The organism is Paraburkholderia phymatum (assembly GCF_038900715.1).
Lineage (GTDB): Bacteria > Pseudomonadota > Gammaproteobacteria > Burkholderiales > Burkholderiaceae > Paraburkholderia > Paraburkholderia phymatum_A.
This window is the reverse complement of the sequence record NZ_JAYMRZ010000017.1, coordinates 1-14,614: the sequence shown is the minus strand read 5'-3', so window position 1 is coordinate 14,614 and position 14,614 is coordinate 1. Positions and strand designations below refer to the sequence as shown.

Below are 14,614 nucleotides of genomic sequence, written 5' to 3'. Positions count from 1 at the left end.
CATGCATATCGTTATCCCAGAAAGCATTCTCCCCAATGCGATAGAGAAGCTCACGCTCGAGCATTCGGTCCATTACGACCCTGATCTGGTAGGCAAGCCTGATGAACTGTTGCGCGCAGTCGAAACGGCAGATGCGTTGATCGTTAGAAGGCTCACCCAAGTGAAGGGAGAGCTGTTGAGCGCGATGCCACGTTGCAAAGTGGTAGGACGGCTCGGCGTCGGACTCGACAACATCGACACGCTTACCTGTTCCGCTCGCGGAATTGCGGTGATTCCAGCCTTGGGTGCGAACGCTCGCAGCGTGGCCGAGTACGTCATAGCGGCGGCGATGATGCTGCTTCGTGGCGCTTACCATTCGACAGAAGAAGTTGTCGATGGCGCATGGCCCAAAGAAAGGCTGAACCTCGGACGCGAAGTTGCCGGCAAGACGTTAGGCGTTGTCGGGTTCGGAAGCATCGGGCGCGTAACGGCCGAGCTTGCTGAAGCAGTCGGCATGCAGGTGGTGGTTCATGACGTGAGCGACAGCAATGATCCAGTCGGGGTTCGCTATCGGCGACTGTCACTCGAATCGTTGCTCGCATGCAGCGATGTCGTGACATTGCACGTTCCGTTGACAGAGCAGACCCGCGCGCTGATGGACACCGCACGGATCCGTGGCATGAAGCCCGGAGCGGTTCTGATTAATGCCGCACGGGGAGGGATCGTAGATGACGAAGCGCTTGTCGCGGCGCTTAGAACCGGGCACCTCGGAGGCGCCGCGATCGATGCCTTCGAGCGCGAGCCGCTCGTTGCGAGTCCTCAGTATCGCGGGCTGAAAAACCTGATCTTAACGCCGCATATCGCCGGGGTCACCCGCGAGTCCGAGGCTCGCGTGACCGAGCTCGTTGTCGATCGCGTATTGGAGGTTTTGCGCGAGCTAGCGTGATGCAGAGACTCTCCGTGGAGACAAGGTCGAGAAACCTGCCCACGAACATCAGCGAGTGCCTGGAAGGAGACGAAAGATGACGCAAAAGACGATGCTCATGAAGCGCACGCAACGAACGGCAGTCATTATTCTCACAATTGCGGGAGCAATCAACTTTCTGGACCGAAGTACGCTTGCTATTGCGAACCATGCGGTTCGCGATGAACTTGGATTGAGCGCGACCCAGATGGGCGTGCTGCTTTCAGCGTTTCTCTTCGCCTACTCGTTTTCGCAGATCCCGATGGGTGCGCTAATCGATCGGCTAGGATGTCGGATCATGATTGGACTCGGCATGCTGCTTTGGTCGCTTGCGCAGTTTTCCGGCGGCCTGGCCGGTTCGATGGAATTCATGTTGGGCGCACGCATCGTATTGGGAATCACCGAAACACCGCTCTTTCCTTCGGTTCCGAAGATCATCTGTGACTGGTTTCCGCTGAGGGAGCGGGGGCGCCCACAGGGCATCTTTCAGACTTGCTCGACGATAGGGCCTGCAATCGCGCCGCCGTTTCTGACAGGCTTGATGCTTGTGTTCGGATGGCGGGGGATGTTCATGATCATGGGGGGAGCGGGCGCAGTCACCGCCGCCGTTTGGTACCTGCTATATCGAAACCGGAATGAGGTTGCGCTTACGCGAGAGGAAGAGCGTTACCTGGAAGAGGGAGAGAATCCAGGGACAGGCCAAAGGGCCATCTCTTTCGCAGCGTGGCGTAGTCTGGCGGGATCGCGAACGACGATCGGCATGACGTTGGGTTTCATCGGCGTCGTGTACATGGTGTGGCTGTACCTGACCTGGCTACCTGCTTACGTCGAGCAGAGGTTCCATCTTTCGATCGCCCAGGCCGGCTGGGTTCTTTCGATTCCATATGTATTTGGAACGATCGCAATGTTTTCTAGCGGTTTCATTGTCGATGCGCTCGCAAGGCGTGGAGTGACACCCATCAATAGTCGGAAATGGCCGATTTGCGTCGGGTTGACGCTGGCGTCCGTGTTCACCGTATTCGTCGCGTTTGCCGACAGCGTTGTGTCGATCGTAGTCTTGCTGTCGATTGCTTTCCTCTTTCTTTATGTTGCGAGCGGCGCGTGCTGGATGCTGGTGAATGTTGTTGCGCCACGCCATATCGTCGGCTCGCTCGGAAGCATCATGGCATTCGGCGCATTCCTAGGCGGTGCGTTTGCGCCTCTTGTTACTGGTATCGTCGTCGACCAGACGCACTCGTTCGTCGGTGCCTTCCTGAGCGCTGCAGTTGTCTCGACTGTGGCTGCGTTCATTTATCTGATTGTGGTCCGCACACCGATAGCCATCCCCGAAAGAGTCATCGGAGGCACCCCGGACTTGGTCGCCCCACATTGAACTTGCGGTCGCTCGGGATGGGCTGCGCAGCTTTGCAACGTCAACGAAATGGAATCATGGTGGAATCGTTAAAGTTACCCAACGAACGAGAAGTCGTCGACCAAGCGTCCATCACGTTTTCTCACCAAGAGATCGTGCGGGTGATGTTCGGTGTGGTGATATGCATTCTACTCGCCGCCCTCGATCAGACAGCCGTCATCCCCGCTATTCCGGCGATGGCACATGATCTGGGCTCTTACGATCAACTGTCGTGGATCGTGGCGGCCTATTTGATCACCTCGACCGTCAGCACTCCGGTGTATGCGAAACTCTCCGACCTATACGGGCGGCGGTTGCTTCTGCTGACGTGCATCGTTGGATTCGTCACAACGTCCGTTCTCTGCGGCATGGCACAGTCGCTCCCACAACTCATCGGATTTCGCGCGCTTCAAGGCTTGGGAGGCGGGGGGCTAACCGCGCTCACTCAGGCCGCCATCGCCGACGTCGTTGCGCCTCGCGAGCGGGGGCGTTATCAGGGATATATCTCCGCGGTATGGGCAACCGCGTCTCTCAGCGGCCCCGTCCTCGGCGGGTTGGTGGCTCAGAGCATCTCTTGGCGATGGATCTTCTGGATCAATCTTCCCCTCGGACTTTTAGCCGTATTCGTTTGCCAGAGTGGAATGCGTCGGCTAACGGCACCTGCATGGATACGGCGGCCGACGCTCGATATCGTTGGGATGGTTTTGCTTTCCGGGGCCCTTTCCCTCTCACTGCTTGCGCTTGGGTGGGGTGGAAACGTTTACGCCTGGAATTCGATAGAGATTTTCGGGCTGGTCGGAGCAAGCGTCGTCTTGATGTTCTGCCTCATCATCCAGGAACTACGCGCTCGCGATCCATTGCTACCTCCTCAAATATTTAGAAGCTCGAGTTTCGTCAGCAGTATTTCAGTCTCGACGCTCGCGTCTGTGCTGGTATTCCTTTGTCTGTTTTCGATCCCGCTGTACTTTCAATTCGCTCGCGGCGATACGGCTGGTCAGTCTGGAATCTATGTTGCGCCGTTCATGCTCGCGAGTGCGCTCGGGAACATAACGGGAAGTAAATGGGCTCAGCATTTCGGCAGAATGCGAGCCGCACTGCGGATCGCGTCGATGCAGAGTATTTGCGGTTTGCTGCTGCTGTCAGTGCTTCCCTTGGACGCTCCGCTATGGTCGGTCATCGTAGGAATGATGGTTACCGGATTCGGCGTAGGAGTTTGTCTGATCGGATCGATGACCAGCGCACAAAACGCACTGCGCACCGAGGATATCGGTGCAGGGACGGGCGCGCTACTCGTGTTGCGTTCTGTGGGGGGCGCGAGCGGATCGACTTTGGCCGGGGCATTGATAGCGTCTGGCGTCGGAAGTTTGGCAAGTGCGGCCGCGCGGGGCGCAAAGTCCGTTTCCCTGGCGGCCCATGGTACGTCCGACAAGGTCGTCGACATGGGTGGGGCCAGCGTAGCATCGGCCCTCAGCGACGTGGGGCATAGTTTCCACCTCGTATATACGACCGGCGCCATCTTTGCGGCCTTGCTCTTCTCGGTCTCGTTGAAAATGCCCAATAGCCAGCTACGTAGCTCCGCGCAGTCCGTGCCGATCGCGGATTAATTTGGCCCAGGATGGAATAAAGCGAGACGGCGAACGTCTACTACCGCGCAGTCCGCTCAATTTCATATTTCGGATATCTCATGATCAAGAAATTCGCACTCGCTGCCGTAGTCGCAATCGCATCGACCGCCGCGCTGGCCGACATGCCGTCGTCCGACGCGCAGCAACACTTCGAGGCCATCGCGTCCGGCGACGTCGCGCAGTTGATGCGTGGCTACGCCGACAACGCGCAATTCAATTGGGTCGGCGGCCCGCTGGACGGCACCTACACGGGCACCGACGCGATTCGCGGCGTGTGGGAAAAGTTCACAAAGGTCCAGGGGCAGATGAAGGTGTCGATCGACGCAGTCGAAGAGGCCGCGAACCCGAAGGGTGCTAGCGTAACGGCCAATGTCATGTTCGAGGGCAAGCAGCCGATCCGCGTGCGTTACATCCTGACTTACCGTAATGCTCGGATCGTCAGCGAAACGTGGCAGATCGATGCCAAACCGGCGAAAGCAAGCTACTAAGGCGGATCGGCAGCCCTACCTTGCGGCTGCCGACCCGAAGTGATGCTCCAGCGCATCGTGCAACGTCGCGGCTGAAAATGGCCCGAGATGCGTTTCCAGCAATCGGCCATTGCGATCGTAAAACAACGTAGCAGGGAAACCGGCGGTGCGAACGCGCTCTGCGAGCGTCGAACTTTGGTCTAGCCACGTGTTGCCGAGCAGCAGCGAGTGCCGCTCGAAATAGCGCCGAACCGTCTGTGCCGCTTCGCCTTCATCGACGAACACGAAACGTATGCCCGGATGTTCCGCCTGAGCTTGGGCAAATGCGGGCAATTCCTCTTGGCACGGTGGGCACCATGTCGCCCAGAGGTTCACGACCGTGGGCATGCCGTCCGTTCCTAGAGTACCCGGCGCGCCGTCTAGAGATTGCAATGCGACCGGCGGAATGGTCGGCGAAGCATGCCACTCGTCGATCAATGACCGGGCCGACGCGTGGGAGATTAGGCCGGCCGTCAGCGACAGCGCGAGCGGCAATCGCGATGCCTTGCTTCGTAGTAGCCGCCAAGCGGCGATGAGCGTACCCGCGGCCATGCCGACGAGCGGATCGAAGCCGAGGTCGCGGATATCGAACATTGCTCCCCAGTCGTGCCGGTATAGGGGCAACAATCGAAGCACGAATGCGACGCGTGCGGCGACTAGGCCGCCGGCAACGATGGCAAAGATGTCCGCGTCGATCGCGCTGCGATGGCTCGCCGCCATCCAACCAACCAGCAATGCGACCGCGACGCTAAACATGAAGATCAGCGGCGGGATGGGGAGGGCGAGCGAACCGATCGACATGGCGATGCAATCAAATCGTGCGGGGAAGGGCAGCCCGCGATCGCGCGGACATTCCGTTGCGAACGGGTACTTGCGCGCATGGCACGTGAAGGGTCGCGCGCAGGCCGGCGCGGTCGGCGCGGTCAGCCAGTACCAGCCGGCCATGCACACGGTTCGCGATCGCGGCGACGATGGCGAGCCCGAGACCACTGCCTTCCGAATCGCTGTGTCCACGCCAGAACCTCCGGGGCGCTTCCGCAATCTGGGCCTCGGTCATCCCCGGTCCGTTGTCTTCGACGATGAAGGAGACCGTGTCCTCGCCACCTCTCGATAGCGTAAAAGTAACGGGTGCGAGTTCTGGCGAATAACGCAATGCATTGTCCAATAGATTCCGCAGCGCCATAGCGAGCAGCGTTTCGGGCATTGCGGCATCGACAGGTTCGGCGAGGGTGCTGTACAAGACTAGGCGATCTTGCTCGCCAGTCGCGCTACCCAACTCGTCCAACACGCCCATAGCTGTTGTCTGCGCATCGCAACGATCCTCGATCGAATCGGAGCTTGCCGATGTCTCCACTCGAGCGAGCCGAAGCAACTGATCCAAGACATGCTGCATCCGCCTGACATCGGATTGCGCGAGATCGAGCGAGGTACCGACCTCGGCGGGGCTGGAGCGGATATCGATGGCCATTCGCAGCACCTGTAGATGCAGCTTGACGCCGGCAAGCGGTGTACGAAGTTCGTGTGCAGCGGCGTCGGTGAATTGGCGCTCGCGCGCCATGGCGGCCGACATACGCGATACCAACTGCTGAATGGTGTCGGTGAGCGGCACGAGCTCCGACGGCACATTCGGAAACGAAATCGGATTATCGTCGCCGGGGCTGCGCGCCGCCACGATCTTCCGGATCCGTTCGAGTGGTGCCAAACCGCGAGAAACGCCCATCCAGATCATCGCCATCACGCCGAGAAAGGCTATCGAGAACGGCAGGAGCGCCGTAAACGCCAGGTCGCGCTGCAGCATGGAACGCACTGACATGCGATCGGCGGTCGTGACTCGCAAATTGCCGACCAGAAGCGAATAGGTGCGCCAGCGTTCGCCGGAAAACGTTTCTGTTGAGAATCCCGGCCCGAGGTCGCCCCAGCTCGGGCCATTGACGGTGCGCGCGATCGTACGCAGGGCCTTGCCGCCGCTCATCACGCTGATTTCGCAGGCCAAGCTATCGGTGACGGGCGCGGCAGCGGGCGACGCTGCAGCCGCGCTCTTATCGAACTGGCTTTGGGGGCCTTGCAGTTGCGTGGCCAGCATGCCGGCGACCATGCGTGCTGACGCTGTCAGGCGGCTGTCGAGCGTGTGAGTCAGCTCGGTCTGTACCGCGCGGAACATCCATAGGCTCGTCGCGCCGGTCAGTAGCACGGTCGAGATGCCGATGATGGCGAGCAGTCTAAATCGTAGACTTCCGAGATCGGGCATCAGTTCAAGTTCCCTAGGCGGTAACCGATACCTCGCACTGTCTCGATCACTTGCATGCCGAGCTTGCGCCGGAGGTGGTGAATGTGAACGCTGAGTGCATTGCTTTCGATGCAGTCGTCCGAACCGTAGAGATAGGCGCGCAACTGGTCAACACTATATACCGCTTGTGGTTGCCTCAATAGCACACTTAGGAGCACCGTCTCCCGGCGCGACAGCGCGACGGGCTCGTCATCGAGCCAGGCGGCACCGGTCGATAGAGAAAAGCGCAACCGCCCGTGCTGCAGCGTATCCATGCCAACTGCCGTCGCCCGCCGAATGAGCGCATGCACGCGTGCGATGAGTTCGCCAAGGTCGAATGGTTTGATTACGTAGTCATCGGCTCCGGACGTCAAGCCTTCAATGCGATGTTCGATGGAGTCGCGCGCGGTTACGACGAGAACGGGGGTGACGATTTCCCGCGCGCGCCAAGTCTTCAGCACTTCGAGTCCGTCTTGGTCCGGCAGGCCAAGGTCGAGCAGCACGAGGTCGAAGTGCTTCTCCCCCATCGCAATATGCGAGCGCGCGCCGGAGCCTACGCGCTCGACGGAAAAACCAGCCATGCGTAGGCCTGCACTGATGCCGACAGCGAGTGAAGGGTCGTCTTCGACGAGGAGAATACGAAACATCGGATGTGTCTATACCAACGGCCGCACTGGATAGTAGCCGCCAATGGTAACGGATCGCGCGTTAACCCACTGTTAACTCTGTCGCCGTATCGTCGGCTCGTCTCGAGCTTCGCCGAGGGGCCGTGCTTCCGTGACCGGCCTGCTGGCCTTTCGATCTCTCCACTTGGTTCTCGACTGACGATATTGGATGAAAATCGCTGGAATGCTGCAAAAGCTGGTTACCCGCGGACTCTTTGCCGGTGCGGCCGGCTTTGCTGGTTTCGTGCCTATCGCCGCTCATGCCGTCGATCCGAACACGCTCTTGTCCCCTGACAAGGCGTTTGCGCTGTCAACTTCCATGGATCGCACGGATTCCCGGTCGCTCGTGCTCGACTTCAATATCGCGCCAGGCTATTACTTGTATCGGGACCGTATCGCGGCGGTGGATGCTCGAGATGGAGCCGCGCTCAAGACCGAGTCCGAACCAGGCGAGAAGAAGGCTGATCCGAATTTCGGGGTGGTCGAGATCTACCACGGCGCGAAGGAAGCGCGCGTCGATATCGGTGGGGCGCGCCGTATCCGCGTGACGTGGCAAGGTTGCGCCGAAGCAGGCGTGTGCTTTCCGCCGCAGACCCGCGAAATCGACGTGGCGGGTAGACAAGATGCGGTACATGCGAACGTCGCGAACGAAAACGCGGGCAACGATGCGGTCCCGCACGTCGACTCCGCGGGCGAAACACCATCAGCGCAGAACGTTGGATTCAAGTCGGCGCTTCAATCGACGCTGGGTGCGACGGACGCCTCAATCGATAACGCATTGCACCACCTGAGTCCTGCCGCCGCTATCGCCGTATTTTTCGCGCTCGGGTTAGCGATGGCATTCACGCCCTGCATGCTGCCGATGCTGCCTATCGTCACTTCGCTCGTGGTCGGCGCGCGCGCCACGCGGGGCAGGGGATTCGTGCTCTGTTCGACATTCGTGACAGCAATGGCGCTCGTATATGCGGGACTCGGGCTGATTGCGGCACTGGCGGGGCACAACGTGCAAGTCTTGCTGCAGCAGTGGTGGATCAACACGTTGTTCGCTGTCGTTTTGGCCGCGTTGGCACTGTCGACGTTTGGATTCTATACGTTGCAGTTGCCGGGGCGCATTCGCGACAAGTTAACCAAGGGTGGCGGCAGCGCGAAACCGGGCACAGTAGTCGGCGCCGCGGTCAGCGGCATATTTTCCGCGTTGCTGGTGGGGCCGTGCATGACAGCGCCGCTCGCCGGAACGTTGCTTTACATCGCGCGATCGGGCGATATCGGCTGGGGCGCGCTTTTGCTGCTGACGCTCGGAATCGGGCTGGGCATTCCGCTTCTTGTCGTCGGCACCTTGGGTGCGCGATACATGCCTCGTCCCGGTGCGTGGATGAATCGCGTGAATGTCGCGATGGGTTTTGCCTTGCTTGCTACTTCCCTCACGATCATCGATCGCGTGCTGCCCGAACAAGTCGCTCTCGCGGCATGGGGAGCATGGCTGCTCGCCGTTGCTGCGACGCTCGCGCGTGCATCGATGCGATCGATCGCGGCGGCGGTACTGTGTCGAAGTGGGGCAGCGTTCAGCGGGATTTGGGGGGGTGCCGCGCTCGTCGGCGCATTGGCGGGTGCAACGAGCCTTTTTCAACCTCTCGCCGTTTTCGCGCCATCGGCTCGCGCATCACACGTTGCTGGCACAGCCGATGAGCTGCATTTTACAACCGTCCGAAGTTTGCCCGCGATGCAAGCGGCGCTTGCCGATGCTAGAAGGAAAGGGAACGGCGTGATGGTCGATTTCACGGCGGACTGGTGCACCTCATGCAAGACCATCGATCGCACGGTCTTCACCGATCCCAAGGCGATTGACGCGCTCGGGTCGATCGCGCTGATCAAGGCGGATGTGACTCAACCGGATGCCGATGCACAAGCGCTGATGAAGACATTCGATGTTGTGGGACCACCGACCTTGGTGTTCTTCGATCCGGACGGGCAGGAGCGTCGCCGATCCAGGCTAGTGGGCGAAGCCGATACCGCTCAACTGCTTTCCGCACTTTCAGCAGGTTCATGAATCGTCTCGCAGCTAGCTTGCGCGGGACGGCAGATTCGCCTAACGACCAACGTCCACGAACCGAAAAGGAAACTATGACTTCGCGAACCAAATTCATCATGTATGCAGCGAGCGCTCTGACGCTGACTGCGGCGGCCTCGGCCTTGGTGGCAATGGGCGCGGAGCGCGGCCGCAACGGGCCCCCGGGCGGAACGTCGATTCCGGCTGCACTCCAAACGCTAAGCAAGGAAACCGGCATGCAGATCGTCGGACCGACGTTACCGGCGCTGCCCGGAATGAAAGGGTGGGCGGCGTTCAAAGGGCAGCAGCCCCTCGCGTTCTACAGCACCGACGATGGAAAGTATGTGATCGTCGGTACGATGATCGATGCGCAAGCCAACGATTTGACGAAGTCTCCGCTGGAGAAGGCGGTCGGGACACGGTTGAGCGGTGGCGTATGGGGGCAGCTCGAGCACAGTCATTGGATCGTCGACGGCAATCCGGCCGCCCAACGTATCGTCTACGTGTTCACCGATCCGAATTGTCCGTACTGCAGTCGCTTGTGGGCGGATTCGCAGCCGTGGGTGAAAGCGGGCAAGGTCCAGGTGCGCAACATTATCGTTGGCATCCTGACGCCGACGAGCTATGGAAAGGCAGCTGCGCTATTGGCTGCCCAGCACCCGGAGCAAGCGTTCCGCGATCACGAGGCGACGCAATACAACGTCAATGCGAACAACGCTCCGGGGCACATGAAGTCGCTCGATTCGACGGGGATTGCTCCGCTCGCGACCATCGATGCCGCGACGAAGCGGAAACTGGACGAGAACGGGCAACTAATGGCCGCACTGGGCGCGGACGCCACGCCCGCGCTCTATTGGGAAGACGCGCACGGGCTGCTGCAGACGTCTTTGGGCGCGCCGTCTTCTCAGCTTGCTGCCATTTTTGGAGCGCAGTAGTGGATGAGGAAGCTTTTCTATCTGTTGTTTAAAGTTTTTCTGGTTTGTTTGCCAAGGAGAGATCTCGGACAATGCGCACCAGTCGGATAGTCGCGCGCCGCCAGTTTTTCTCGGATTGCTAGGCCGCGAGGTGGAACTCGCGCGCAGTTGGGGCTGGTTGAACTGATACGAGGCTGCGGGGCGTCTTGCGTTCAATTCCAATATCAGGTGTATAGACCATGTCTCACCAGGAGGAGCCGCGCCGTCGCTTCTTGCGACAAGTGTTGGCCATTGTTCCCGCGGCGACAGTTGCGACCGGCGCAACCCTTCAAACCGCATGTAGTGAAAACAACGATCACGCTTCGTCTGCGCCTGTTTCAGGCGCCGGCCAGAACTCGGCAGCCTACCATCCCACCTTTTTTGCCGATGCCGAATGGGCATTCGTCCAATCGGCAGTCGACCGTCTGATTCCCGAAGATGGCCTTGGCCCTGGTGCATTGAAGGCCGGAGTGCCCGAGTACATTGATCGCCAGATGGAGACTGCCTATGGGCACGGAAAACTCTGGTACATGCAAGGCCCGTTTCATCCTGACCAGCCCCCAGAACTGGGTTATCAGATGAATATGACGCCGCGTGACATCTATCGTCACGGCATCAAGGAATGCGACGGCTACTGCGCTAAACGGTACGGCGGCAAGACGTTCTCTCAACTCGAGACCAAGCTGCAGGACGCGGTGCTCCTCGATATCGAGCACAACAAGGTGCATTTCGATACGGTGCCGGCTCGAACTTTCTTCTCGCTGCTACTCGGTAATACGAAGGAAGGTTTTCTGGCAGACCCGATTTACGGCGGGAACAAGGACATGATCGGCTGGAAACTGGTCGGATTTCCGGGGGCGCGTGCCGACTTTGCGGATTGGATCGAGCAGCCGGGGGTCAAGTACCCGTATGGTCCTGTGTCGATCGATGGTAGGCGGGGGTAAATGCGGTGGCAATCAAGAAAGATAAGGTCGATTGCGTCATTGTGGGGTTTGGATGGACGGGTGCGATTCTTGGGCAGGAATTGACGGCCGCAGGACTCAACGTTGTCGCGCTGGAGCGTGGCGCCATGCGCGATACGCCTACCGACGCGAACTATCCCAAGGTCATCGACGAACTCAAGTATGCGGTGCGTGGCGAGCTCTTTCAGGATCTTTCCGCGGAGACGGTGACGGTCCGCCACGGCGTTGACGATCTGGCGGTGCCCTACCGTCAACACGGTTCGTTCCTGCTGGGTACCGGAGTGGGCGGTTCCGGATTCCACTGGAACGGCATGCACTACCGGATATTGCCGGAAGAGCTTCAATTGCGCACGCGCTATGAACAGCGCTACGGCAAGAAGTTCATTCCCGAAGGAATGCAAGTGCAGGACTTCGGTGTGACGTACGAGGAGTTGGAGCCGTTCTTCGATTTCGCCGAAAAGGTATTCGGCACGTCCGGCAAGGCGGGCAATCTGAACGGCAAGCTGCAAGCCGGCGGCAATCCCCTTGAGGGCGTGCGAAGCAGTGAATACGTGACGCCGCCGCTCAAGAATGGACTCGGTGCGTCCCTGTTCGAAAAGGCTGCCCGCGAAGTCGGCTTCCATCCCTATCCGGCGCCGGCTGCCAACGCATCGCAGCCGTATACGAACCCATATGGCGTCCGTCTCGGGCCGTGCAACTTCTGCGGCTTTTGCGAAGACTTCGGTTGTTATATGTACTCGAAGGCGTCGCCGCAGACCACGATTCTTCCGGTCTTGCTGAAAAAGCCGAACTTCGAGTTGCGTACGAAGGCGCAGGTGACGAAGGTGCTGCTCACCGCGGACAAGAAGCGTGCGACAGGCGTGGTCTACATCGACGCGCAAGGCCGGGAAGTGGAGCAGCCGGCGGACATGGTGATCCTTGCTGCGTTCCAGATGCACAACGTGCGTTTGTTGCTGCTTTCCGGTATCGGCAAGCCCTACGACCCGAAGACGGGAGAAGGCGTAGTCGGCCGAAACTATGCGTACCAAATGAACGGCGGCATCAACGTTTTGCTGCCGAAGGGGACGCAATTGAACCCATTCGTCGGCGCCGGCGCGGGTGGCGTCAGCATGGATGATCTGAACGGTGATCAGTTCGATCACGGTCCGCTTGGCTTTCTAGGCGGCGCCAGCATTCGTCATGTCCGGACGGGAGGGCGCCCGATCAAGCAGGCGCCGACGGTTCCGGGCACTCCGACATGGGGTAGCGCCTGGAAGGCAGGGGTCAGCGACGCCTATCAGCGTTATATGACGATCGCCATTGCGGGTTCGGTGATGCCGTACCGCGACGCGTACCTGGATTTGGACCCGACCTATCGCGACAAGTATGGGCAACCGCTTCTGCGCATGACGTTCGACTGGCACGACAATGAATACGCGATGCTGGACCACATCGGTACACGCATGGAGGAAGTAGCCAAGGCGATGAAACCGGAGAAGTATTTCCGTGCAATTCGCAAGAAGGGACAGCGTTACGACACCCGCGTATACCAATCGACGCACACGACGGGCGGCGCAGTCATGGGTTCATCTCCCCAGACCAGTGTAGTGAACAAATATTTGCAAAGCTGGGATGTGCCGAACGTGTTCGTGCTGGGTGCGTCTGCATTTCCGCAGAACATGGGCTACAACCCGACGGGAGTGGTGGTTGCGCTCGCTTATCACTCGGCGAAGGCGATCCGCGAACAATACCTCAAAAATCCCGGCGCTGCGCTGGTTCAAACCTGAAGAGCACCGCGATGACAATGATGAGAGTGACGATGACCGTCGTGTCGTCTGTTGTGTTGGCGGGTGCTGCATGGGTTGCGTTTGCGCAGGAGCCAACGTCCGCGCCGGCTGCAAACACAGAGATTGCGAAGCCGCTGGATACGAGCGCCGACCGTGCGCTGATCGAGCGAGGTCGTTATCTTGCAGCCGCCGGGGACTGTATTGCATGTCACACGTCGAAGGGCGGCAAGCCGTTCTCGGGCGGTCTGGCGATTGATTCACCTATCGGCAAAATCTATTCGACCAATATCACGCCCGATAAACGAACGGGTATCGGCAGTTACACATTCCAAGACTTCGACAATGCGGTGCGTCGTGGCATTGCGAAAGACGGTGGGAGTTTGTATCCGGCCATGCCGTACGTGTCGTACTCGAAGGTCAAGCCATCCGATGTGAAGGCGCTCTATGCATACTTCATGAACGGTGTGCAGCCTGTGTCGCAGGTGAATAAGCCGGCAGACATTCCATGGCCGTTGTCAATGCGCTGGCCGCTGCGCTTTTGGCGCATGGCGTTTGCCCCCGATGCGATCAGCGATGATGCGCCTGTCTCGAACGATCCCATTTTGCGTGGCCGCTATCTGGTCGAAGGACTGGGGCACTGCAGCGCATGCCATACGCCACGGGGTTTCGGTCTGCAAGAAAAGGTGCTGACTGACGACGGTAAGACATTCCTCTCGGGCGGCGTGATCGATGGCTATCTCGCGAAGAGTCTCCGGGGGGATCAGAGGGACGGCCTCGGGAACTGGACGGAAGCGGAGATCGTCGCGTTTCTGAAAAGCGGCCGCACTGCGCACTCGGCGGCCTTTGGCGGCATGGCTCAGGTTGTACAGGATAGCACGCAGCATATGACCGATGCGGACCTACAGGCGATCGCCGCGTATCTGAAGACACTAAAACCCGCCGACGGTTCGAGCACGGCACTGACGGCCGACCGCGCCGCATATCAAGCGCTGCGCTTGGGTACCGATCACAGCAACGGCGCACACACATTCGTCGACAATTGCGCGGCCTGCCACCGCACGAGCGGTAGCGGCTACGACGGTACCTTCCCGACGCTTGCATTGTCCAGCGTTGTCAACTCGCGTGATCCTACGTCGCTGATACATATTGTTCTGGAGGGAGATGAAATGCCTTGGACGAAGGCGGCTCCAGCGCATTTCGCGATGCCGGGATTCGGTTGGCGCCTAAGCGATCGAGATGTCGCCGATGTCTTGACTTTCGTGCGTTCGAGTTGGGGCAATCAAGCGCCCGCGGTGACCGAGGCGCAGGTTACCAAGGTACGTAAGGCGATTAAATGACATCGGGTTATCCGGTGAATCGAAAAACTAGTGTGTCGTTCCGCTGATTCGCGTACAAAGTCTTTGTAGCTTGGCGAGGATGGAATCAGCGGTAGCAGTCCACATGAATGGCTCGCAGTTTTGGTTGTAGTGGGAGACAAATTGATCGATACGT

The 14,614-nt window shown here is 59.5% G+C and carries 12 protein-coding genes and 1 pseudogene; 9 read left to right on the top strand and 4 right to left on the bottom strand.

All coding sequences use genetic code 11. From position 1 onward, the window contains the following. Window position 1 precedes the first annotated feature (1 nt). The 4 genes from VSR68_RS27270 (at window position 2) to VSR68_RS27255 (ending at window position 4,446) form a co-directional block, all read left to right on the top strand. Window positions 2–925, top strand: a complete 924-nt coding sequence (locus VSR68_RS27270; RefSeq protein ID WP_342933265.1) for a hydroxyacid dehydrogenase — start codon at window positions 2–4, stop codon at window positions 923–925. A 76-nt stretch (window positions 926–1,001) separates the two neighbouring features. After that, the gene (locus tag VSR68_RS27265; protein WP_342942823.1) at window positions 1,002–2,315 is read left to right on the top strand and encodes an MFS transporter; all 1,314 of its coding nucleotides are present in this window, start codon (window positions 1,002–1,004) and stop codon (window positions 2,313–2,315) included. A gap of 56 nt (window positions 2,316–2,371) precedes the next feature. After that, window positions 2,372–3,937, top strand: a complete 1,566-nt coding sequence (locus tag VSR68_RS27260; RefSeq protein ID WP_342942822.1) for an MFS transporter — start codon at window positions 2,372–2,374, stop codon at window positions 3,935–3,937. A gap of 80 nt (window positions 3,938–4,017) precedes the next feature. Next, window positions 4,018–4,446: a nuclear transport factor 2 family protein gene (locus VSR68_RS27255; protein ID WP_342933268.1), complete on the top strand. Its 429-nt coding sequence runs from the start codon at window positions 4,018–4,020 to the stop codon at window positions 4,444–4,446. 15 nt (window positions 4,447–4,461) lie between these two features. Here the strand turns inward: VSR68_RS27255 and VSR68_RS27250 are convergent, their stop codons facing one another. Genes VSR68_RS27250 through VSR68_RS27240 form a run of 3 tightly spaced genes read right to left on the bottom strand, consistent with a single transcriptional unit; the run spans window position 4,462 to window position 7,377 of the window. Next, complete coding sequence (locus VSR68_RS27250; RefSeq protein ID WP_342942821.1) at window positions 4,462–5,265, bottom strand: TlpA disulfide reductase family protein; 804 nt, start codon at window positions 5,263–5,265, stop codon at window positions 4,462–4,464. Between the two features lie 10 nt (window positions 5,266–5,275). Continuing rightward, a complete protein-coding gene (locus tag VSR68_RS27245; RefSeq protein WP_342942820.1) occupies window positions 5,276–6,712 on the bottom strand; it encodes an ATP-binding protein in 1,437 nt (478 codons plus the stop codon). Next, a complete protein-coding gene (locus tag VSR68_RS27240; protein WP_342942819.1) occupies window positions 6,712–7,377 on the bottom strand; it encodes a response regulator in 666 nt (221 codons plus the stop codon). Before VSR68_RS27240 ends, VSR68_RS27245 begins: the two co-directional genes overlap by 1 nt. Before the next feature lie 187 nt (window positions 7,378–7,564). Here VSR68_RS27240 and dsbD point away from each other — a divergent pair, with 187 nt between their 5' ends. From dsbD to VSR68_RS27215, 5 genes are all read left to right on the top strand, one after another. Continuing rightward, on the top strand, window positions 7,565–9,442 hold the full coding sequence (gene dsbD / locus VSR68_RS27235; RefSeq protein WP_342942818.1) for a protein-disulfide reductase DsbD: 1,878 nt from the start codon (window positions 7,565–7,567) through the stop codon (window positions 9,440–9,442). A gap of 74 nt (window positions 9,443–9,516) precedes the next feature. Then, on the top strand, window positions 9,517–10,377 hold the full coding sequence (dsbG, locus tag VSR68_RS27230) for a thiol:disulfide interchange protein DsbG (RefSeq protein ID WP_342942817.1): 861 nt from the start codon (window positions 9,517–9,519) through the stop codon (window positions 10,375–10,377). Window positions 10,378–10,595: 218 nt separating this feature from the next. Next, complete coding sequence (locus tag VSR68_RS27225; RefSeq protein WP_342933274.1) at window positions 10,596–11,339, top strand: gluconate 2-dehydrogenase subunit 3 family protein; 744 nt, start codon at window positions 10,596–10,598, stop codon at window positions 11,337–11,339. 5 nt (window positions 11,340–11,344) lie between these two features. Continuing rightward, window positions 11,345–13,123 carry a GMC family oxidoreductase gene (locus VSR68_RS27220; protein ID WP_342942816.1) on the top strand — a complete coding sequence of 593 codons (1,779 nt, stop codon included), beginning with the start codon at window positions 11,345–11,347 and terminating at the stop codon, window positions 13,121–13,123. 32 nt (window positions 13,124–13,155) lie between these two features. Further along, complete coding sequence (locus tag VSR68_RS27215; RefSeq protein WP_342933276.1) at window positions 13,156–14,460, top strand: cytochrome c; 1,305 nt, start codon at window positions 13,156–13,158, stop codon at window positions 14,458–14,460. 27 nt (window positions 14,461–14,487) lie between these two features. Here VSR68_RS27215 and VSR68_RS27210 read toward each other — a convergent pair. Further along, window positions 14,488–14,614, bottom strand: a pseudogene (locus tag VSR68_RS27210) (IS630 family transposase); the annotation flags it as partial.

What these genes read in the sequence shown, in the direction of transcription:
- VSR68_RS27270 (WP_342933265.1), top strand. Translation starts at nt 2, where the DNA reads ATGCATATCGTTATCCCAGAAAGCATTCTCCCCAATGCGATAGAGAAG.
- VSR68_RS27265 (WP_342942823.1), top strand. Translation starts at nt 1,002, where the DNA reads ATGACGCAAAAGACGATGCTCATGAAGCGCACGCAACGAACGGCAGTC.
- VSR68_RS27260 (WP_342942822.1), top strand. Translation starts at nt 2,372, where the DNA reads ATGGTGGAATCGTTAAAGTTACCCAACGAACGAGAAGTCGTCGACCAA.
- VSR68_RS27255 (WP_342933268.1), top strand. Translation starts at nt 4,018, where the DNA reads ATGATCAAGAAATTCGCACTCGCTGCCGTAGTCGCAATCGCATCGACC.
- VSR68_RS27250 (WP_342942821.1), bottom strand. Translation starts at nt 5,265, where the DNA reads ATGTCGATCGGTTCGCTCGCCCTCCCCATCCCGCCGCTGATCTTCATG.
- VSR68_RS27245 (WP_342942820.1), bottom strand. Translation starts at nt 6,712, where the DNA reads ATGCCCGATCTCGGAAGTCTACGATTTAGACTGCTCGCCATCATCGGC.
- VSR68_RS27240 (WP_342942819.1), bottom strand. Translation starts at nt 7,377, where the DNA reads ATGTTTCGTATTCTCCTCGTCGAAGACGACCCTTCACTCGCTGTCGGC.
- dsbD (WP_342942818.1), top strand. Translation starts at nt 7,565, where the DNA reads ATGAAAATCGCTGGAATGCTGCAAAAGCTGGTTACCCGCGGACTCTTT.
- dsbG (WP_342942817.1), top strand. Translation starts at nt 9,517, where the DNA reads ATGACTTCGCGAACCAAATTCATCATGTATGCAGCGAGCGCTCTGACG.
- VSR68_RS27225 (WP_342933274.1), top strand. Translation starts at nt 10,596, where the DNA reads ATGTCTCACCAGGAGGAGCCGCGCCGTCGCTTCTTGCGACAAGTGTTG.
- VSR68_RS27215 (WP_342933276.1), top strand. Translation starts at nt 13,156, where the DNA reads ATGACCGTCGTGTCGTCTGTTGTGTTGGCGGGTGCTGCATGGGTTGCG.